18 protein-coding genes and 1 tRNA gene are annotated in these 20,048 nt (G+C 53.0%); 6 read left to right on the top strand and 13 right to left on the bottom strand.

From position 1 onward, the window contains the following. The first annotated feature begins 602 nt into the window (after positions 1–602). Entirely contained in the window at positions 603–1,058 is a 456-nt protein-coding gene (locus tag ABIB42_RS22340; RefSeq protein ID WP_429249009.1) for a hypothetical protein, read from the top strand. A 783-nt stretch (positions 1,059–1,841) separates the two neighbouring features. Here the strand turns inward: ABIB42_RS22340 and ABIB42_RS22345 are convergent. Both ABIB42_RS22345 and ABIB42_RS22350 read right to left on the bottom strand, forming a co-directional pair. Next, on the bottom strand, positions 1,842–1,967 hold the full coding sequence (locus ABIB42_RS22345; protein ID WP_429249010.1) for a hypothetical protein: 126 nt from the start codon (positions 1,965–1,967) through the stop codon (positions 1,842–1,844). Positions 1,968–1,979: 12 nt separating this feature from the next. Beyond that, positions 1,980–2,777, bottom strand: a complete 798-nt coding sequence (locus tag ABIB42_RS22350) for a type II toxin-antitoxin system HipA family toxin (RefSeq protein WP_429249011.1) — start codon at positions 2,775–2,777, stop codon at positions 1,980–1,982. A gap of 443 nt (positions 2,778–3,220) precedes the next feature. On the opposite strand from ABIB42_RS22350, the gene ABIB42_RS22355 reads away from it, so the two are divergent. Then, entirely contained in the window at positions 3,221–3,994 is a 774-nt protein-coding gene (locus tag ABIB42_RS22355) for a hypothetical protein (protein WP_429249012.1), read from the top strand. A gap of 485 nt (positions 3,995–4,479) precedes the next feature. Here the strand turns inward: ABIB42_RS22355 and ABIB42_RS22360 are convergent, their stop codons facing one another. From ABIB42_RS22360 to ABIB42_RS22370, 3 genes are all read right to left on the bottom strand, one after another. Then, positions 4,480–5,070 (bottom strand): hypothetical protein, encoded by a 591-nt coding sequence (locus ABIB42_RS22360; RefSeq protein WP_429249013.1) that lies wholly within the window; start codon positions 5,068–5,070, stop codon positions 4,480–4,482. A gap of 397 nt (positions 5,071–5,467) precedes the next feature. Continuing rightward, complete coding sequence (locus tag ABIB42_RS22365; RefSeq protein ID WP_429249014.1) at positions 5,468–5,974, bottom strand: HAD domain-containing protein; 507 nt, start codon at positions 5,972–5,974, stop codon at positions 5,468–5,470. Between the two features lie 79 nt (positions 5,975–6,053). Then, positions 6,054–6,857 carry an IS5 family transposase gene (locus ABIB42_RS22370; protein ID WP_273162059.1) on the bottom strand — a complete coding sequence of 268 codons (804 nt, stop codon included), beginning with the start codon at positions 6,855–6,857 and terminating at the stop codon, positions 6,054–6,056. A 343-nt stretch (positions 6,858–7,200) separates the two neighbouring features. Between ABIB42_RS22370 and mscL the strand changes: the two genes are divergently transcribed. After that, positions 7,201–7,611, top strand: coding sequence for a large conductance mechanosensitive channel protein MscL (gene mscL, locus ABIB42_RS22375; RefSeq protein ID WP_313631855.1), 411 nt, complete (start codon positions 7,201–7,203; stop codon positions 7,609–7,611). A 361-nt stretch (positions 7,612–7,972) separates the two neighbouring features. Here mscL and ABIB42_RS22380 read toward each other — a convergent pair whose 3' ends face one another. The 5 genes from ABIB42_RS22380 to ABIB42_RS22400 all read right to left on the bottom strand — a co-directional run bounded on the left by ABIB42_RS22380 (position 7,973) and on the right by ABIB42_RS22400 (position 12,552). Then, entirely contained in the window at positions 7,973–8,518 is a 546-nt protein-coding gene (locus ABIB42_RS22380) for a DUF7010 family protein (RefSeq protein WP_273162049.1), read from the bottom strand. Between the two features lie 178 nt (positions 8,519–8,696). Next, positions 8,697–8,951 (bottom strand): hypothetical protein, encoded by a 255-nt coding sequence (locus tag ABIB42_RS22385; RefSeq protein WP_273162048.1) that lies wholly within the window; start codon positions 8,949–8,951, stop codon positions 8,697–8,699. A gap of 278 nt (positions 8,952–9,229) precedes the next feature. Further along, a complete protein-coding gene (locus tag ABIB42_RS22390; protein WP_273162046.1) occupies positions 9,230–10,708 on the bottom strand; it encodes a methyl-accepting chemotaxis protein in 1,479 nt (492 codons plus the stop codon). Positions 10,709–11,533: 825 nt separating this feature from the next. Continuing rightward, positions 11,534–11,920 (bottom strand): hypothetical protein, encoded by a 387-nt coding sequence (locus ABIB42_RS22395; protein ID WP_429249015.1) that lies wholly within the window; start codon positions 11,918–11,920, stop codon positions 11,534–11,536. 404 nt (positions 11,921–12,324) lie between these two features. Beyond that, complete coding sequence (locus ABIB42_RS22400) at positions 12,325–12,552, bottom strand: helix-turn-helix transcriptional regulator (protein WP_429249023.1); 228 nt, start codon at positions 12,550–12,552, stop codon at positions 12,325–12,327. Between the two features lie 223 nt (positions 12,553–12,775). Between ABIB42_RS22400 and ABIB42_RS22405 the strand changes: the two genes are divergently transcribed. Together ABIB42_RS22405 and ABIB42_RS22410 are read left to right on the top strand one after the other, a co-directional pair. Next, positions 12,776–13,930 (top strand): hypothetical protein, encoded by a 1,155-nt coding sequence (locus ABIB42_RS22405; protein WP_429249016.1) that lies wholly within the window; start codon positions 12,776–12,778, stop codon positions 13,928–13,930. Positions 13,931–13,934: 4 nt separating this feature from the next. Continuing rightward, entirely contained in the window at positions 13,935–14,927 is a 993-nt protein-coding gene (locus ABIB42_RS22410; protein WP_429249017.1) for a hypothetical protein, read from the top strand. Positions 14,928–16,579: 1,652 nt separating this feature from the next. Here the strand turns inward: ABIB42_RS22410 and ABIB42_RS22415 are convergent. Then, entirely contained in the window at positions 16,580–17,869 is a 1,290-nt protein-coding gene (locus tag ABIB42_RS22415; RefSeq protein ID WP_429249018.1) for a tyrosine-type recombinase/integrase, read from the bottom strand. Between the two features lie 152 nt (positions 17,870–18,021). Further along, positions 18,022–18,097 (bottom strand) — tRNA-Arg (locus ABIB42_RS22420). 175 nt (positions 18,098–18,272) lie between these two features. On the opposite strand from ABIB42_RS22420, the gene ABIB42_RS22425 reads away from it, so the two are divergent. Further along, positions 18,273–19,154, top strand: a complete 882-nt coding sequence (locus ABIB42_RS22425; protein WP_219861973.1) for a c-type cytochrome — start codon at positions 18,273–18,275, stop codon at positions 19,152–19,154. A 102-nt stretch (positions 19,155–19,256) separates the two neighbouring features. Here the strand turns inward: ABIB42_RS22425 and ABIB42_RS22430 are convergent, their stop codons facing one another. After that, complete coding sequence (locus tag ABIB42_RS22430) at positions 19,257–19,898, bottom strand: PEP-CTERM sorting domain-containing protein (protein WP_005663915.1); 642 nt, start codon at positions 19,896–19,898, stop codon at positions 19,257–19,259. Between the last annotated feature and the right edge of the window lie 150 nt (positions 19,899–20,048).

The following is a 20,048-nucleotide window of genomic DNA, read 5'->3' on the forward strand; positions in this document are numbered from 1 at the left end:
TGACGATCAAGTCTGGTTGAATCCGGAACGGATTCGGCCAGAAGCACTACAGCAAGCAGCTTGAGATGACGCGACAACTACGTTGACAAACACCGAGACGACCGCGGAACGCACAGGCGAGGCGAACGCGCGCAGTCATCAGCCCCGCGCCCCCCAAGCAGGGAATCGGGCAGCTTGGGCCGCACTCCAATCCACCCTCACCGCCGGCCTCCCGCTAGCGGTTTTCTTTTGGCGAAGCATGCTGAGAGGGAGAGGCGAGAATCGCCGGGTCGAGCCAAAAATCCTCGCCTACTTCAAAAGTCAAATTACGGACATCGAGGGAGGGCCGAACCCTCTTCTCCTCCCTGCTGGATGACGCCTTTAACTTTCGGCAATCCCGATTCCCGGAATGGCCGGTTCCGGGAGAGCCCAGTATGGAATAGCCTTAAAACGGGATAGCCAAAACCGGCAGGCAGTAGATAGAGGGCTTCACCCTGTGTAGGGCCACACCCGCCGTACGTAAATTGATTTTCGGCTCCGGGCACCTCAAGCATGGGTCTGGCAGGGATGAGATTGGGCTGCGGCGCTTGCCTGTCCGTAAATTGATTTTCAGGTTTGCGGACGTGACCTTTAATCAGCTGAGGCGTAAACACAACAAGCAGTATCCCTCGAAGGAAGGCTGGATTAAACTCGAAAGCGGCATATTGCCAATTCGAAAACTACAGGGAGGGTCAATGAAAAAACTTCTTCTGCTATGTGTTGCGTTAGCCGCCGGCCCGGCTTTGGCGGGTGAGCCGGTTCGCGCTGTTTCAAAAGACCTCGGCATTGCAATGGATAACGCCAGGCTTGCCGTTGAGCAAGCAGCTGTCGCCCACGGTACCTGCGTCAGTGAATATCCGAGTATTAAAAAGTGCGAGGAAGGCCCACAAGGATATTGGCAATGCACGGGTATTCGTGCAAATCACAAGGGCTCCTGCGCAAGCAAGCCATCTGACCTGGATGTCGTGATTAAAGCTGCCAAAGGCCTCACTGGGCCTGCAGCAAAAGCTGCCGTGATGGCAGGAGGAGTACCGCAATGAAACGTGCACTCAGCCTCGCTGCGTTACTAACTACCGCCCTGCTTTGCATTAGCCCCGCTGCCGTTGCTGGAACTGCGTTTGAAGGCTCCGGGGCAACGCTCGAGGATGCAATGGCCGATGCTAGAAAAAAGGTTGAGGATGCCGCAAAGAAAAAGAGAACTTGCGTATCGAGGTACCCTGAAATGAATACATGCAAGCAAGGCACCGATGGTAAGTGGGTATGCGTCGGTATCCGTGCGGACCGTAAGGGTAGCTGCAAATAATTAAACGGGGCTAGCGCCCCGTTTAAGTTCCACACTTCAATTTTATGCGCATCCTGTCGAACCCAAAAATGAGTCTTTATGGCAAGAGTATTGTTTCTGCTGCTATATTCAGCTCTGGGCCATGCGTTTGCTGGCGAGCCGGTACACGGAGTATCCAAGGACCTCGGTGATGCGATGGAAATGGCTCTAAAAAACGTAGAGCAAGCGGCCAAGGCTCATAGGACCTGTGTTGGCACCTAACCAAGCATCAAGACATGCACGGAAGGCCCTAAAGGCTATTGGCTTTGTACCGGAATTCACGTCCGCTCATTTTGTAATCGAAAACCGAGTGAATTGGATGCAGAGATAGCGGCGGCGAAAGGACTAACTCTCGAAACCGCTAGGGCTGCTGTTGTCGCCGGAACAGCACGAAATAAAAAGTAGCGGACAGCCTGTTCGCCTGCACCTGTACTGCCCCGACCAGCTTGGCCCGGGTTCAGCCGTGGCAGTCATGGCGCAGCTCGAGCGGCGCGGCACAGGGCTACTTCGCCAGCGGCAGCGTGGCCAGCCTGTTCAGGATTTCGGCACGCACCGCATCAGTGGCGGCCAGGTCGGCGAGCGCCTTCGGCCACAGTTCCTTGGCCAGGCTCACGGTCTGCTTGACCACCGCACGCGCGATTCACTCGGAGATGCCCGCACTCTTGGCCATGGCCAGGTAGTCGTCCACCGTTTCCTTGCGCTGGTACTGGTCGATGGCGACATCGGTGCCGAATCCCTGGAAGCCCGGCAGCGCCGCAACGCACACGATGTCGTACGCCGGCGAGAGTTCCGGCATCAGGCCATTGTGGTAGAGCACCGAGAAGTTCTTCAGGTGCGCGTCCGAGTTGCCAAGCAGGGTGTTGACCGTCTGGCGGATGAAAAACTGGCGCACGTCCTCAATGCCGCGGGTGCTGAAGCGGTTGAGCACCTGCACCAGGCGCACGAAGTATTCGCGCCCGGCGTACTTCTGGCCCGGCATCAGGCGCAGCAGCTGGCAGGCGTCTTCCATGTGCACCGCGCTGCTGGGGCCACGGTCAAACCGGTCAACCGCCAGGAAATGCGTGTCCGCACCCAACGCCTCCACCAGTTCAGGGCGCCCGGCCATCTCGCGCATTGACACCATCCGGCACTGCGCGATGTTCGCGCCCGCCAGGGCAGCCAGCTGCATGCACGCGTATTCGTTGAACACCTGCGAGTCGTCGCCCTTGACCGGCAGCTTGGCAAGCAGGCCCGACAGCGTGCCCTTGACCGGCATGCAGTAGCGCTGGCCGTTGCGCGCGCTTGAGAGCGCCAGCTTGTCATGCACCCCGGAGAGCGTGGCGGCGCCTTCGGCCGCCTGCTCAGATACGCCGATTTCGAGGTTGTCGGCACCCGTCGACGATGTGCAGACCGCGCGTTTCGGGCGCCGCGCCGGCCGCATGGCAGGTGCAACCGACATGTTCAGCCTAAATTGGTCGCAATGCACCAGGATGACTGCAAGGCTCTCCGCGGCCCGCCCGCGTACCTATATGTGGTCAATAAGGACAGCTGGCTGACCGATTCGGATAATCGTGGCATCGCTCGCCTACTCGAGCAGCACGTGCGAGCAGTGCGCCAGTTCGTCTGCGGCACGAGCGAGCTGGTTGGCCTCTTCGCCAACCCGTTCGGCCCGCACTACGCGTGCCATCATCTTCGGCTGCTATCGGGTGGCGTCCAGTCTCATGCTTGGCTGTACGGGCTCCTGCCGCATACCTGCTCCGGCGCAGTGTGCCGCGCGTCGATACCTGCCAGCTCTTCGGACTGACAAAGGTCTACGAAGGGACTTCATGGGTGAGATGAAGCTATACCTTAATGCGGAGGCAATAGTGTCGCTGCACAAACCAACCCCTCAGGAGTCTCAAAATGCGTAAATTTGTCATGGTTTCCCCAGCATTCTGGATTGGTCAGACCGGACGCGACCTTCGCAACGCCGGCATCGCCGCCCAGCTGCTCGCTCTTTACCTGCTCAGCAACCCAATCGCGAACTACACTGGCCTGTACCGCCTACCCATCATCTACATTGCCAACGACCTGGGTATGGGCCTTGACCAAGTGCGCGCCACGCTCACCGCCGTCGAGCAGACTGGCTTTGCAAAGTACGATGAGGCGAGCGAGTACCTATGGATTATTGAAGGCGCACACTACCAGCTCGGTGAGGAGCTGAAGGAGAAAGACCTGAAGGTCAAGTACGTGAACAAGGAGTTTGCTACCATCAGTAAAAGTTGCCCATTCTTGGTTGATTATTTCGCCAAGTATGGCACTGCGCTTCGCCTGTTACCACGGAAGGACGTGATGTGCACCCCGGGCACCTCTCTTGTTCCGGCAACGGGGCTGGTACCTGCTACAGCACCAACTCCGGTCGAACTAGCCGAGCTGCCGTACGGCGAGACGACCGAAGGCATCCTGGCCCCGGTCGAGATTGCTGATGAGCTAACCAAGTTTCTTGCTGAGCGTGAGTCTCGCGGTGCTCGCGCTGGCGGTGCCAAGGGAGTGACAGCGTGGGTTCTGAACTTCGATGCCAAGCATGGCGCGTGGCTGACCAAAGAACTGCTTCGGGCAGCAGCATTGGCCGGCGACTACGATATTGTCAACGGCGTCCAGTATGAGCAGGAAGCACTGGAAAAGGCCAACATTTGAGCCACACGAGCCTGATGGCAGAAGTTAGGGAGATGAAGCTGTGAATGTTAACGACCTTCATTTGGCGCTGACCTTGCCTGCCGGATAGCAAACCGTTGAGTATCACATTCCGGCATTGAAATGCGGGCATAACGGATATTGAAGATTTCGACTTGGTTCCTGAGACAGCCAGTAGCTGAGTGAGACTGAGTAGGAAAAGTGCTGCGCCAAGAACTGAGGCCACTCCCGATAACGGCAAAAGTGTCCTACTAGGACACTCTTGTCGGGTTTGAACTGGCATCACCATCACGACTCACCAACTGGATACCGGTGCCGGTTTGGATACGGTAGCTCCGCAGCGTGCCATATAGGGATGCGGTGCTGCCGGAGGACGGCAATCGAAACATGGAGTACGAAATCTAATTGCGAAGAGACTTGTAGGCTGCTCCTAGCTGCTTAGAGAACTTGAAACCTACTCTCGAAATTTTCATTGAAGACTGATAGCCCTACCCGTTAAGACCAAGATTGCTCAGCCTATCAGGAGACAAATATCTACGTCCCGTTGAAAGCTCCTCTGGCGCTATTACATCCTGCTTGACGATAGAAATAATCTTGGGGTCGACTACACAGTAACTCGGACCACCAGACGCATCCTCAACGACGTTGGGGTAAGAAATTAATTTAGAATTTGACTCAGTAAAATATGCCAAGACCACTGGTAAGGCCAACTTTTCTCTGCCAGTCTTATCCCGCCTCCACCCACCATCATCCGTCTTAACGCGCGTTGTAGCTAAGTTAGCCGCTGCTCTAGCCTTTTCAAATTTTTCAGGATACAGTTCAGCTAAATGCACTAGCAGCGCAAACGCACTAGCGCCGCCCCAATCTTCATCAAACTTGGCCAGCTCGTTGGAATCGAATGTAATATCGACCTCATAAAGATAACCCTCGGTTTCCTCTAATCTCCCCTCCGACTTCTCATGACAAGCAGCAAAAGCGGCGCCCAGAGCGGCATTCCTAGTACCAAAATGGGAAAGCTGTTTGAAAACCGCAATATTTTTAGCTGTCGTTCCGTGATAAAGTTTAATTATAGTTGTCATAGTGGACTCAGTTTACACGCGTTCTTAAATTATAATTTAATTAATTAAAAGATACCGGGAAATGCTGTGTGCGTCAACTGGATTATACTCGACAAGCAACTAAAAATTATTGTAGAGATACTCCGTTAATGAAAAAATCACAACTTATCAAATAGTTTTTCTCAGAAAAACAGGGGACGGGCCGCTTTACGCGGAAAAATTATCGAAATTGAAAAGTGTCCTACTAGGGCAATTTTTTCAATTTTAAGGCCTGCTAGGGATAGCAAGCTGAACAGACAGGGGCAATAGAAAAAACCACTGGGAGCCATAAGGTTAGATAGCAACCAACGTGGCGATTTTTCCCGCTAGGGCACCGCGTCAAGGGTCGCACTTGCCCTAATGGGCTTTCGCGCAGATGTCAGAACGAAGCTAAGAGCTTCTGAATGGCGTCCTGCACACCAGGGTCGCTCAACCCAAGACGGTCATCGGTCTTGATAAGATTTTCCCGGTATCCCGCTGGCCATGCGTGGTCATCATTGTCAATTGCGAACCAACGCGTTGGTTTTCGTCGCCTCACATCAGTGCATATTTGCATGCCCCGCGACATGTTATCGAAGGCGAACTTCGGCGTCTCTCTGTTATGAAATGTCGCACCGATGACCCTCGACTGCAAACTTGGAGTTAGCTGATGTTTCGCGAATTCAAAACCAAAAACACGCACCCACGACGTACACAGCACAATTTTCACGTCAGGATACGGGGCAAGCAATTCTTCGAAAATGGGTAACCATTCAAAAAGGGTTCTACCTGGCGTACGGATGTGTATGCCAGCTTCCGGCGAGGTGTAAACTGCGTCATCATGGGTGACACCATCGAAATCAAAGTAGCAAACCCAGAGAGGGAGGGACTGTGTAGTCTGGTCCATTAGAAGTTCAGTTTGCAAAGGATTCTGAGCCCGGCACCGGGCCTCCAGCTACGTCATGCTGCGCTTTGCCTAAGAACGCCTAACAAAACCTCTCGACATACCGCCAACAGATGAGCGAGCACGCGAGCGAGAGGAAGGCCTGATGTATGTCCGCTCGCCGCTCGTGCCGAATGCGCAACCTGCGGAAGCGGTGCAGCCATCCTAGCGTGCGTTCAACGACCCAACGCCATCGGCCGAGCCTTTCACGCGACTCCACGCCGTATCGCGCTATACGTGCTGCGATACCTCGTTGACGCAGCCAAACGCGATGCGCTCGTGAAGCGTACGCTCGATCGGCGTGCAGCTTACCTGGACGCTTACGCGCACGGCCGCGAAGTCCCTTAACCGCTGGGATGGCTTCTACGAGTGGAATAAGAAAACGCGAGTCGTGCACCTGGGCGCCCGAGATCTTCGCTACCAGCGGCAGCCCACGTTGATCAACGAGCAGGTGGTGTTTGCAGCCGAGCTTGCCACGATCGGTCGGATTCCGACCCGTATGCTCGCCACCTGCAGGCGCCGGCACGCTGGCAGCGTCAACGCAAGCTCGATCCCACATGATCTGATCGTGCTCGCGTAGCCGTCGAAGGACTGCCTCGTGGACTCGCTGCCAAACGCCAGCTTTCATCCATTCGTGGAGCCGGCGCCAACAAGTCATCCCGCTGCCGCAGCCGAGTTCGCGCGGCAAATACTCCCACGGTATCCCAGTCTTCAGCACAAACAGAATCCCGGTTAGGGTAGCGCGATCGTTGAGACGTGGCCGTCCGCCCTTCGGCGATCTGTGATGGGTCGGGAGATGAGCTGCTATGAGCGACCAAAGGTCTTCGGGTAGAAGTGCTTGGGCCATGGCATCAGTCCGTATGGGAACACGGACGTCATCTTAGCTGCCGAACTATGGCCGTGTACTTCCGCTATCGACCCAAAGCGGACGTACCCGTTGTTGAGTTCCGGAACCTTCACGTCGTTCCTATGATTAGGGCTTGACAGTATCCATGTTTGTCGTGCCGATTTAGGCTTGGCTTTCTAGCCAACCTTCATACCTGAGTCCACCTGCGCGGCTTTGGTGCACCGTATTCTCCTCGATGGGCTCATCCTTACACGTGCTCAACTATACGGTGGTTTGGCAGAAATATTCCTGCCAACTTAAAATTGTTTGAGGTATTCTTGAATTTTAGAAAACGGAGAAGAGCATGGGCATGTTGACTGAATTTAAAGAGTTTGCTACCAAGGGGAATGTGATGGACCTTGCGGTTGGGGTCATCATTGGTGCAGCTTTCAGTAAGATCGTCGATTCGCTCGTGCAAGACGTTATTATGCCTATCGTCGGCAAGATTTTTGGCGGCCTAGACTTCGGAAATTATTATCTTCCGCTAAACGGTCAGGCATTCGGACTGCCTCTGGCAGAAGCAAAAAAGGCAGGCGCAGTCTTGGCATATGGAAATTTTCTAACGGTTCTCATAAATTTTATTATCCTCGCATTTATCATCTTTCAGATGGTCCGTATGGTAAATCGACTGCGCAAACCTGCTCCAGTTGTTGTTGCCGCTCCTACGGAAGACGTTATCCTTTTGCGCGAAATCCGAGACACGTTACGGCGATAGGTTAGCTGGAGTCGTACACGCTGGGACTAGTCTACTGGAGCTATTATCGCTGGGGAATTTCGTTAGATGGTGCGGCGGAATTAGACGTCTGCTTCTGGCCGGTAGCGGACGCTGCGCTGCGGTGAGTGTATCGGATAAATTTTCTTCAAGAAAATTTCTAGACTAGTCCGCGTTAGTAGGGAGAGTACGTACGATGGCATCGCAAACCATAAACGACCGCGACGATGACACCGGCGGCGTTCTGAACCGCGCGGATCAGCGTCCGAACAATCCTAACCGTTACTGATCGTCTAGTCGTAGACCGCGCAGGCAAAGCAAAGGGGCACCGTAGTGACCTATTTCACGGGGAAGCGATACAGAATCAGGCCACCAGCTGGCGCACCTGGCGCGTGCCCATCTGCGCCAACGAAACGGCATAGGCTAGGACGACAGCGGCGGCCACGGCGGAGACGCGATGCTCAGGAAACAGTAGCCAGGCAGCTAGGATCAATGCGGTACGCAGGATGGCATGAACTACGCCCACGGAATGCTTAACGATCCAAGAATACACGATCCAGTGCAGACCCAGCCCGATGCCTAGGCTCAGCGGCACGTACTGGGGCGCGCCGAAGAACAGGCTGAGGTGGACGATCCATAACAGATTTACCATCAGTACGCACATGCCCATCAATTGTGCAAGGGGATTGGTGGACGAGACCAGCTCTTCGCAGCGAATGCGGGATAGTAGCAGTGCGATGGGGAAAATGGCGCCCGTGGCGGCCATCATCGCGATTAGAGCAGTGCGCATCGGCAGCATCAAGCCGAGGACGCCTATGGCGGCCCACACCAGCATGCCAGCAAGCGGCATTGAGATTGAACGGTTGGTGCGGCGTTCAAAGTCGCTACGCAGTTCTTCCAAGCTAGGCATTGGCGTTATCTATGTCGTTTGAGAAAGAAAAGTCTAGCATTCTTCGCAAGTGTATTGACGCATCGGCGGTAAAAAAGTTCAGAGCCGAGCATTGAAGGCTTAGGTAAAAGAACAACCTCAAGGATGGGTTTTTAGGGCTCGGAGGTCTATTACAGCGCTAGTCTTTGAATGCTAACCTTTATAATTTTCGCAAAGACTCAAGTGAACTTTCTTGCAATGCTCGGAATATGCGGCTTCGTCGTGCTTTCGAGGTAATCCAATCGATGAAAAGTTTCGCTCGTTTGCAGTCCGCGCCCGGATGCTTGGCCGGGTTTACGGCAATGATGCCGTAATGGTTGAACATCCGTTTGTCGCCTTCGACAAGGATCGTTAGACAAGTTTTTGCCTCGTAGGCGCCGTATGCAGCGCCATCGGTCAGCGTGAAGGCGCGCATTTAAACGGCCATGCTCACCACCTCGCCTATGCCAATTCCCGCCGGCACGCAAAGCACGCCTGCGAGTTTCGTACCGGCCGCCGGTTAGTACACATCGGTGCCCGAGTTGTCGCCGCGCGAAAGAAGCACGGTTATACGGAAGGCGAGACCGCCGACTGTCGCCAGTACCTGGAACTCGCCGCCGACGGCGCTAGCAAGTACGGGATCAACGTCGCCTGCCCGTGCGCCCCCTGGTGCAGCGCCAGACCGAGTCGTCCTGATCGCAGGCGGCTCCCGGCTTATGCGAGCAGCCTTGGCGTATTGAGAGCGGAGGAAACTGTCCGGCCCGCGCCAACGGCCGGGGCAAGGCTGCTGCTCAGCTCGAACGTACCCACGACCCGGCGTAGGTCATCGGCCTGGTCTTGTAACGAACGTGCGGCAGCTGCTGCCTCTTCGACCTGCGCCGAGTTCTCCTGCGTGAAGGTATCCATGTCCGTGATGGCGCGGTCAATCTCCAAAATGTTCGATTCCTGCTCGACACTGGCGGCTCTGATCTCGCCAATGATGTCGGTCACGCGGCGAACGCTGTCGACAATTTCATGCATCGTGGCGCCGGCTTGATCGACCAGCTGAGTTCCCGTGTCGACGCGAGCAACCGAGGCGCTAATCAGCTCCTTGATTTCCTTGGCAGCACCAGCCGAGCGCTGCGCCAGGGTGCGCACTTCCGATGCAACAACTGCGAACCCGCGCCCCTGCTCGCCGGCACGCGCTGCTTCGACTGCGGCGTTCAGCGCCAGGATATTGGTTTGGAACGCGATGCTGTCGATCACGGAAATGATTTCGACAATCTGCTTCGACGACTCGTTGATTGACGCCATCGTATCGACGACCTGTGCGACCACGTCGCCGCCACGCACGGCCACCCCTGATGCGGAGATCGCCAGTTCATTGGCCCGCTGGGCGCTCTCGCCGTTCAGCCGGACGCGCGATGTCAACGATTCCATCGACGCCACAGTGCCTTGCAGGGAATTGGCTTGACGCTCGGTACGTTCGGACAGATCGAGGTTGCCGGTGGCAATCTCGCGTGATGCCGCAGCGATCATTGCAACGCCCTCATGCACGCGCTCCATCGCCCCATGCATAGCGCCAACCGCCTGTTGCAGAGCGCTTCCAGCCGGGCTCACCGCCTTATGGCTGTCACTGCGCAGGTCGATTACGCCACTTTTACCTGACAAAGCCGCCACCGTCGCCGTCAGTTCGGCTGCCTGTACGGTCTCGCGTTTGAGCATGACGGACAGGAAGCACAGTACGCCTGTCTCGACCACGACGTAAGCAGCATGGACCAGGACCCGTCCAAAGCCCGGCTCGGTCATGCACCGGACGCCATAGCCGAGCTCCTGCAGATAGTTAAAGCTGAGGTGGTGCAATGCGATGGTCGTCGCCGCGACGACCACGACCACCCAGTCGCGGTAGCAAAGCAGGAAAGCCAGCAGCACGAAAATGCCGAAGTGCAGTTCGTTCAGGCCAGCCGCCTGGTGGATGTGCAGGCCCGCAAACATCATCAGCGCAACCGCCACTACCGACGCCGTGAGGCGAGTGCCGCCCGATGTCAAGATCATTGCAGTTGGAATTAGCGCCGCTGGCAGACCTACGATCAGCGCCCATTTCATCGTATCGTGCATGCCCGTCAGGCCAAGCGACATGACGAAAAGTCCCCACAGGATAAACAACATCAGGTGGTCAGCTTGCTTGTAATGAGCGCGTTCAAGGTTTGGCATCGTGAAATTTGGGATTGGAGCCCTGAAAATAGTTAACTATCGACATAAAACAATGCCGTCCGGAAAAACTATCTAAATCTAACACGATCTTCGTTCGTCAGTTCCGGCAATTTTCTCAAAAACAACAAAAGATGAAGATAAACCGTGCGCGCGCCTCCCTCTTTCGTAGCAAAAAAGACCAACTTGTCGTCCCGGCTCCTGCCGACGACCGACGTGACAGCGCCAACAGTCCAGATGACCAGTCTAGTGGGTGGACACATCAGCAGTACGGGTGACGATCATGGTGCAGTCTGCGGACAATAGCGGCGCGGCCGGCATCATCCACCAGCTGTGTATCGATGGCGTTCTCGCCGCCAGTGACAATGGCGCCAGCTTGTCGTTCAAGTGGAACACCTAGAAATTGTCAAAGGTGCGCATACAATCAAGGCGTTACGCAGGGATAGCGCCGACAACGTTTCGCTGCGCTGAAATGGTCCGCTCTTGGCCGATGGCGGACTGTCGGAACGGCTCAGTGTACTCGGCTGTTGCCTGCTGAGCAACTAGAGGGTTTTGTTAGGCGCTCTAAAGGTGGCAACGTGAAACCAGTTCGATTCAACGCTCGTGCCGAGACGGCTAGTCCGACGCCTTGGAACACTTTGACCAGCGAATCGGTCCGCACCGCTTTGCCGTTTTCGAGGCGGGACATTACATATATCAAAACGCCTACGCGGGTTGAAGCATCAGCCCGGCTTAGTTGGAGCGCAGACCTGCGAACACGAATGAGGTCTTTAAGCTCCTCTAGTCCGTAGGCAATAGGGCATTGGTCTGTTACAGGAAGAGGAGTCATCATGATGCGCTGTGCTCGCGCAGACGGCACATAATCCAAGCTTGCTCGGTGTCAGTGAAACACCACTTCCCCTCACTGACCTTGTTTATAAACGCAAGACGAATACGCTCATAGTTCTTTTCGTCAGTCCATTCGGGGTATGCCCTCTTCTTGCGCTTGAAGTACGTCACGAGCTGGCCGGCGATGTCCTCCGCTATTGTGAAACGATGCATGATTTCCTCAGGCGAACATGTAGGGACGTCACAAGTACCGTTCCCCCTCCTTTTCAACGACAGCTTTGGCTGGGCGCCTCCAACAGCGCCCAGAATCGGCTCAACTGGAAAATCCGGATGGAGCTTTCGCGTACCAATTTCTTGCGTTTCAGACATATAATGTACTTTCGTCATCAAGACATATTCTGCGCCGACGCGCCCTGCACTAGGCAGTTACGACAGCGCAAAAGCGCGGCAGACTCAAGCACTGCCTTGGCAATGAGCGACATCGGGGTAGCCCCGACAACGCCATCAGCAGCATGAAGGAAGAAAAAACGCGCTCTACTTTGAACGTACCATGAGATTTTTTCAAAGGTCAACAGCAGTCAGATGTCCGTAGGCAAAATGAAATTTCTACGGTATACGAGCCGTTGTATGCTGGTCTACTTTGCCTAACTGCCGCCACGGAGGCGCGCAGGTGGCCAGCGCCGGCAGTATGCCTTCAACATTGCTATGGCGCATCGCGACGCGCGTGGCCGAAAATAGAGGTCATCAATAGCCCAAGTCGGCTCGAAGCCCAAGGTCGAACCTGCATACGATTACCACTTCAAGCCGGATTTGAGAAGTGTGACTTGTTGAGTTTTGGTCGGCCGGGCGCGCCGGCCCGTATGAACACGCTCCACTTCACTTGGTCGGGTCGATGAGTCTGGCGGTAACTGGATTTGTGCAGCTATCCATGCGTCGACATCAGATTGTCGGAAGCGCAACCTGTTCCCAATCTTGAGACACGCTGGCAGACTTCCACCGGTACTGTGGCGGTTGTAAATTGTCTATTCTTTCAGGGATAGTAAAATGCTAGCCAAGTATTTGCCTGACACGACCCGTTGAATGGTTTAGAGTTCTTATGAGACGCAATCGCTCCGAGCGTACAAACCGGCTTCAATGACGAAACTCAAATACACAGGAAATCTTTTATTTTCTACTATAAAGAACTCTACAGACATAAATCAAATGCTTTTTTTTAAAACATTATTAAAATTTGGATAAATTATGGTAAAAATTACCAATGTTCTATTGGATAAAAAAGTCGATTCGAGAAATATTCAGTTCATCATGGATATAGCAAGCTATGCGGAGCTTGCCGGCGACATTATCAACAACAATCCTTACCAAAGGAATAAAGTAAGCAAAAGTGGAAGCATATATAATTTACTTAAAGAAGATATTCTAAAGCAATGTATCATTCCTCCCATCGTGTTGGCATCAACGTCAAAACTAGCCGAGAATGCATCGCCTGAAGAATTGCTGAAAGAAGTTTTATCGGATTCGGGGAATTTGAAAATTCTTGACGGATTACAGAGAACGCTTTCGATAATTGATGTTTACAACAATAATCGCGAACACTTTGAGCGGCTCGATGAAGAGTATCTGATACGGGTTGAGGTATATCTTTCAATTAGCGACACCGGTATTTTATATCGCATGCTAACCCTAAATACAGGCCAAACACCGATGACCTTGCGCCATCAATTGGAGATACTTTTTTCGAAATATGCGGAAGGCGAATTTAATGGCGTCAGCATTTTGCGTGAGGTTGATGAGACATCCGTGAAGTCGATAGATTCTTACAGATTTTCGGACCTAATCGACGGCTATACTTCTTTCCTAGAAAAAAATGAACTGCCGATTGATAGATTCGATATTCTTCAGACGGTAAGAACTATTAAGTTTGTCTCCGGTGAAGCCGCAGCGAAAATAGAATTCTCTGACTTCCTAATTTCCTACCGGACCTTATCGCTTGCATTCCAAAGCCGCTTTCCTGAATGGATTTATCCGGCGGAGGTGAATGATGATTTGAAGATAGAAGCAAATCCATTTGGGAGAGAAGTCTATAAGATTTTCAATAAGAGTCAACCATTAACTGGATATGGGGCTGCAGTCGCTGAGTTAATATCCTCCAAAACCATAGCTGGGTTGGATGAAGTAAGCAACCTAGCTTCTCGACTTGAGTTCGATGAGGATGACTTACTTCGTTTAATTAAATTTCTTGATGACATTCGGGGCCAATTCAAAAAAATTGGCAATGGACAAAGGATATTCTTCAAATTGTTCTTTAAATATTTGCTCGATAGGGATGGAAGCTCATTCTTAAATGTTTCTGATTCTTTAGAAAGGGCTAAAAACCGAGCAATGGCTGAGGTCTAATTTCATGGATGAATTAATAACATTGTCTGCGGAAAGAGTGCCACCGGAATACTTAGCAGACCCTTTGCCAACCATCCAAGTTCAGTACGGAGTAAGGATTTTTACGAAATCATCCCCTGATGAAAAGGAAATTTCAGAAGTTTATATAAAAGGTGAAGACTTCGAAAAGCGTATTGGGTGGATGATTCCCGTCCTATCGATGGTTTCATTGGAGCATGATTACGCTGAAAATCCGTATTTTAAAAAACATGTCTATGAAGCGATGAAATATCTTATTGGTCAAGATTTTCATGAAAAGACTTATATATTAGTTTATAGCAAAAGGTTTGTCGAAGAGGCAGGAGTTATAGCAGATGGTGAATTATCTACATCATTTGCTCTTTATGGAATATATCCGTATTATAATTCCCACTCGATTTTTGATACAAAACATAAAACCCTGGTTAGCAAAAAATTGCTTATTGAGAAAGGTTTTAATTTTGATTTTTCGTACGGATTTTTTAAGTTTATAGTAGAAAACCTACTTCCATTAGAGAATAACGGTTACGCGAGATTCATGTTCTTCTATCAGATATATGAGTTGGCGATGGAAAAGATTTTCTATATGAAAATAAATGAGCTTAAGAGTAATAGAAGCCACCTCGGCATTATTAGAGAGAAGATAAAAGATTATTCATCTGAAAATAAGCTGATTGCAATACTATATGCAGAAATGGGAAGCGATAGAAATGATGCTTCCCTTGCTCAGGTCGCGATGAGCATATTCAGTAACTTCAAAGAGGAGGCGTATTATACAACAACTCAAAAGTCTTCTATGCTCTATGACATTCGAAATACTCTTGTTCATAACTACTACAGATATAATATCGAGGGAAATATCTTATACTTGGCTTCCTATATTGAGGATGAAGCATTTCATATTTTAAAGTATATTTATTCCGTACCTAGCATTAGGAAAGAGATGGAAGATGAGTATTTTTCGAACATTGTTGACTAAGCAAGGATATATAAGTTATAGATTTGATTTCCTGTTCAAGCAGTGCGCTTTGCGCAATTAAATCATCTAACCAGGGCGGTTTCTTTTTAACCGCCACTTGTAGAGGGCATTTCCACCGTGGCAAATAATGTTAACTTGACTAATGACTTCGCGAGTTTCTTTGAACTGCGAGCCGTTCTCTATTTTTAGTTGGACCGCGCGACGGAGTCGACATCAGCGCGCTGGCTGAGTTTGAGCGTGAACTACTCCGCGCGCGAACCCAGCTGGCATGGAGGCCGCCAAGGTTCGCGGCCGAAAAGGCGGGGCGTCCGAGCCTGCTGGACGCGAGGCAGCAGCGCGCTGCCTTAGCCATGATGCGAGATACGGAGATGTCCAGGTCTGAGATTGAATCCACTACCTCAGCATAGAACTCAGTAGTAACGTCCGGTTCATCATCTCGCATCACGATGCCATAACGGCACAGTGCCACCATAGTAGTGGTGAACGCTGTTGTCCTCCCTGCCGAGTCCCAGGACGATACCTTTCGCACGTTCGAGGAGTGCCCGAACTGCAGGTCCGGCAAGCGGGCGCGACATCACGAATTCGCCTGACAGTGATTTATCATTCGCGGCAGTAGAGATGCATTTAAGCCGGCGCCTTAGCTTTAGACACAGACGTCTACCGGCAAGGTTTCACGACAGCCACCCGGATTGAAGCCACTGGCTTGCTCGTAGTGCCGACCAATATCCCTTTGTAGGCCTGAAGCAAGGGCACAGCATGCGCTAAGCTTGGGAAGGCTGTTTTGAAGGAATAAGCACTTCGCAAGACCAACTTCGGTCCATCATCTTCAAGCCTGACGATAAGACCGACGCTCGTCAGTAAGTCTCGGTATTTGTAACCGCTGAACGGGCCGGCCTCAACCAGCTTTTTGCATACGACTTCTACGGTTTGCCTAGCGGTTATTTTCGCCGCAAGAACGGCCTGGAGGATATTCTGTTCGGATACCGCGACCCTATCACCTCCTGGCTTGGATGAGACTATGGTGAAGGCGTTCTGGCTACGCCAAGAACGGATGACACTAGCATTGTTTTCTTGGGGGCGAGAGGTGGACATTTTGATTCCTTGCTAAATTTGCAAAATTCCATAGAAGAAATTTCATATGGATTACAAAAACCAGTCGCACTAACTGGTACAAGAAGCCGGCGCGGCCAAGGGAGCTATGTCGAAGTTCCAGTATTTTCCATAGAGGAATTTTTTTGTCAATATGGGCAAGCTCTTCCAAGCAAGGCATGCTCCGCCAGAGACAAATGATGGATGACTCAGCGAAGTGTCCTAGTTGGACACTTTTTTCAATTGCGATAACCCGAAGCACATAGCATTGCGAGTGGCTGCAGGTTGAGGACTCAGCTCTACAAAATCTTCCGAGGCCGACCGCGCCCTTTAGGGACGTGAGCGCTCAGCTGCGACTTGCTATGAAAGTCTAAACTTCGCTGCAATTCGACCTGGTCCCAGAGCAAAATTTTTCCAACCCTTGTAGGATTCGGAATCAACCCATGCTGCATGTAGCTGCTAACGGTGCGGACCGTTACACGCAATAAATCCGCGACTTCCTTCTTCTTCAAGTACATAACTTCCTCCGAAAGGAAAGTATAGGAAGGAAGTCGCGACATGACTTACAGCGACGGCATGCCTTTGAATGCATCAGGCATTGAGGACAATTTCAACACCAGTTTGCCCGGGTCCAGCCTGAGGTAATGCTTCTCTAGCGTGCGACTTTCGGAGTGTCCTGAGAACAGCATCACCTGCTCAAGTGACATGCCATACACCTCGACTAAACGGCTAATAGCTTCACGACGGCAGTCGTGCAGAACGACGTCATACAGGCCCGCCGCGTCAGCTGCGGCTCGCCAAGCATTCGTTACATCAGTAGCGCTTACCGGAAAGATGAGACCTCGCTCCAATGGCCCCAAATCCTGTAAGACCTTTATCGCCGTAGGCAACAGAGGCACATCCCTTGCAAGAACCTTAGATTTCTTAATATGACCGGGGTTGCGGAGCTTGACAACCTGACGTTTCCAGTCCACATCCTCCCATCGTAAGGACACGTACTCGCCGCGACGCAGTGATGTGAGTACAGCGAAGAGCATCGCAGCGCGCAAAAACCTATCTGTCACATGACCAAAAATAGCGGTCATCTCGTCGTCAGAAATGCGCCGGTTGCGAGGGGCACCGATAGGAGGGAGCTTCATGGTCATCACGTACTGCATTTCCCACCAAGAGCCGTACGTCAGCCAGCGGTTGTCCCGTTTCAAGAACATCGTGACGGCACGTCTCAGCAGCTTCAACTCATGCCTTACGGTTTGAGAGCTAACCGGATAAATTACCTTTTCGGCGATTTTCTGGTCTGCGGGCGTCTTCTTAAATTTTTTTCGATAGTGTCGCTGGTGCTTCGTAACGAGCTTCCCGTCTTTGAGTGTCAGCGATTCTCCTCTGTTTGGAGGACGCCCCGAGCCATACTTTCCCGCAATACGGTCCGCCGTCCATTCCTTGATAAAGTCTTCCGATAATTCATCAAGCGCGTACGCCCCAAAACACTGGCGCAACAACCTCAACCGCGACCCCTCCTGGTTTTCTCCAACAAGTTCCTTGAGTTGGTAGCGTTCGTACGAATCGAAGACATCCGACATCCTGACCTGCTCGGACATGATTGCCTTGGGTGGGACTGGCTCGAGGATTGGCTGGTATGCTCGCAGGAGTGCGGGGGGGAGGGTTTCCCTCACGCCTCCATCGCGCTCTACCATGAGCTCGAGTTTACGGCGTCGCGCCCAGGCAGCGCCCTTCTTCTCGGAAGAAAAGGTCGCAGCGTCCTTGAGGGGGTTTACGGTAACTTTGAAACGAAATGAGCCATTTCGCATCTCGACGAAGATATACTTCTCGAGGGTGTAACCTTGTTTCTTTGACATGCCGAAAGCTCCTGAAGTGTTGGAGCTACGGTATAGGGGTGGGATACCCCTGATGACGGCCTTGGGAAGCGAACTTTTTTCCCAAAATTTTCCCAAAATCAGCTCCACACGGAAGCGGCCTTCAAAAACACCCTTGGAAGGTGCATGAAATCTGGTGCGGCTGGCTGGAATCGAACCAGCGACCCTTGGCTTCGGAGGCCAATACTCTATCCACTGAGCTACAGCCGCGCTGGAGGCGTGACGAAGGATACAGTCTTTCCGCAAGTACGTCCATGGGGAGAGGCGGAAAAACCCCTACACCAAAGCAGGATTACACTATAATAAGATTCTTGACGGCATTTGCAAAAAGCCACTAGATCGCAGTGCCCCAGTGGCCGGTTTTTTTAATTGAATTAAGGAAATCATGAGCGACGCACACAACGAACACCAATCCCTCATCCGCACGCCTAAACAGCTCGTCGTTGCCGTCACGGGATTCTTCTTGGTTATTGTTCTAGGTATCATTTTACTCGTCACGTTCGTGACCAGTACCGCCACCACCGGCGCCGGCACCGACGGCCAGAGCGCCGAAGCCATCTCCAACCGCATTCGCCCCGTTTCCGAAGAAGGTTTCACCCTGGTCGACGCCAATGCGCCGCGCGTGCTGCAGGCCGGCGGCGCCGTCTATGCCGCCACCTGCGCAGCCTGCCACGACAGCGGCATGGCCGGGGCGCCGAAGACCGGCGACAACGGCGCCTGGGGCGCACGCCTGGCGCAAGGCTATGACACCCTGCTGAAACACGCCATCGAAGGCATCCGCGCGATGCCGGCCAAGGGCGGCAATCCGGACCTGGACAATCTCGAGGTCGAGCGCGCCGTCGTCTTCATGACCAACAAGAGTGGCGCCAGCTTCAAGGAGCCGGCCGAGCCCGCGCCTGCCCCGGCTGCGGCCGAGGCGCCGGCCGATGCCGCCGCTACCACCGTCGCACCGGTAGCGCCAGTTCCGGCCGCAACGCCCGCCGCTGCCCCGGCAGCCGCGCCAGCCATTGCCAGCGCCGACGCTGGCAAGAAAGCCTACGATTCAGCCTGCATCGCCTGCCATGGCGCTGGCATCGCCGGCGCGCCGAAATTCGGCGACAAGGCGGCCTGGACCGCGCGTCTCGGCCAGGGCGCTAACGTGATGTACGAACACGCGATCAAGGGCTTCCAGGGCAAGGCCGGCTTCATGCCCCCAAAAGGCGGCTCTACCCTCCCCGATGCCGAGATCAAGGCCGCGGTCGATTACATGGTGGCCGCCGTCAAATAAGACGCGCTGCGGCTCCAATAAAAAAGCACCCAGCCGGGTGCTTTTTTGTTTGAAAGATCATGAACGTTGTTGCAGCGCAACCCAGCAATAACGTCGCTTCGATCAGTGCAGGCGGCGACGGCGCGTGGTCAGCATGGCCATGAACCCAAGTCCGACCAGCAGGACGCCAGCCGGCTCGGGGACTGCGGTCGGCTCGGTGCTCACGAAGAAATCGAAGTTAATGCCCAACACGCCAAGTCCGCCGATTTGTTCGGTTCCGAACGCATCGTCAGTGGCCGGGAAAAAACCGTCCCAAGGATAATTCTGATATACCCCGTCAGCAAGATTATCCGTTTCGATGAGCAGCTTATTATTTGAATCGAGGAAAGAAATACGGGCCTCGTACAAATTAACGACGCTCATCAATTCGAGCGGATAATCGAACAGACCGATACCCAAAATCGCTGTTTCTCCCAACACCGGGAATAAATCGCCAGTGCTTCGAATCTGAATACTGATGAGTGATCGACCATTGCCCAAGTCACTCTCGGATTCGCTCACGGTGAGAAAACTATCTCCCCGAACCGCCATGGCTGCCTCGTCATCGAAAGTGGCGACGCCGGCAAACGCCTCATCGCTTTCGCTCCCTTGCAGATAGAAGGAGTAGGCGGAACCGACAGTGACGACCGGCGCCGCGACCGCAGCCTGCGACCCCGCGCCCAGTGTTGCGGCGACTACAAGAATCGATCCAATAAATTTACGCATGCTTTCCCCTTGATGCAAAATATTATACTTACATCAAAGCAAAATTCATGCCTTTTGGCCTGATTTCTATAAAAATCAGTGAATTAGCTCGAGCTTACCGGAAGCAAATCCAGGCGCTGTAAATTATACCGACACTACCTCAAGTCGAGC

The sequence above is a fragment of the Massilia sp. UYP32 genome (genome assembly GCF_050434365.1).
Lineage (GTDB): Bacteria > Pseudomonadota > Gammaproteobacteria > Burkholderiales > Burkholderiaceae_D > Telluria > Telluria timonae.

Bases quoted from the DNA above. Each gene is read 5' to 3' on its own strand.
- ABIB42_RS22350 (WP_429249011.1), bottom strand. From the start codon at position 2,777: ATGTCGGTTGCACCTGCCATGCGGCCGGCGCGGCGCCCGAAACGCGCG.
- ABIB42_RS22355 (WP_429249012.1), top strand. From the start codon at position 3,221: ATGCGTAAATTTGTCATGGTTTCCCCAGCATTCTGGATTGGTCAGACC.
- ABIB42_RS22360 (WP_429249013.1), bottom strand. From the start codon at position 5,070: ATGACAACTATAATTAAACTTTATCACGGAACGACAGCTAAAAATATT.
- ABIB42_RS22365 (WP_429249014.1), bottom strand. From the start codon at position 5,974: ATGGACCAGACTACACAGTCCCTCCCTCTCTGGGTTTGCTACTTTGAT.
- ABIB42_RS22370 (WP_273162059.1), bottom strand. From the start codon at position 6,857: ATGGCCCAAGCACTTCTACCCGAAGACCTTTGGTCGCTCATAGCAGCT.
- mscL (WP_313631855.1), top strand. From the start codon at position 7,201: ATGGGCATGTTGACTGAATTTAAAGAGTTTGCTACCAAGGGGAATGTG.
- ABIB42_RS22380 (WP_273162049.1), bottom strand. From the start codon at position 8,518: ATGCCTAGCTTGGAAGAACTGCGTAGCGACTTTGAACGCCGCACCAAC.
- ABIB42_RS22385 (WP_273162048.1), bottom strand. From the start codon at position 8,951: ATGCGCGCCTTCACGCTGACCGATGGCGCTGCATACGGCGCCTACGAG.
- ABIB42_RS22390 (WP_273162046.1), bottom strand. From the start codon at position 10,708: ATGCCAAACCTTGAACGCGCTCATTACAAGCAAGCTGACCACCTGATG.
- ABIB42_RS22395 (WP_429249015.1), bottom strand. From the start codon at position 11,920: ATGACGAAAGTACATTATATGTCTGAAACGCAAGAAATTGGTACGCGA.
- ABIB42_RS22405 (WP_429249016.1), top strand. From the start codon at position 12,776: ATGGTAAAAATTACCAATGTTCTATTGGATAAAAAAGTCGATTCGAGA.
- ABIB42_RS22410 (WP_429249017.1), top strand. From the start codon at position 13,935: ATGGATGAATTAATAACATTGTCTGCGGAAAGAGTGCCACCGGAATAC.
- ABIB42_RS22415 (WP_429249018.1), bottom strand. From the start codon at position 17,869: ATGTCAAAGAAACAAGGTTACACCCTCGAGAAGTATATCTTCGTCGAG.
- ABIB42_RS22425 (WP_219861973.1), top strand. From the start codon at position 18,273: ATGAGCGACGCACACAACGAACACCAATCCCTCATCCGCACGCCTAAA.
- ABIB42_RS22430 (WP_005663915.1), bottom strand. From the start codon at position 19,898: ATGCGTAAATTTATTGGATCGATTCTTGTAGTCGCCGCAACACTGGGC.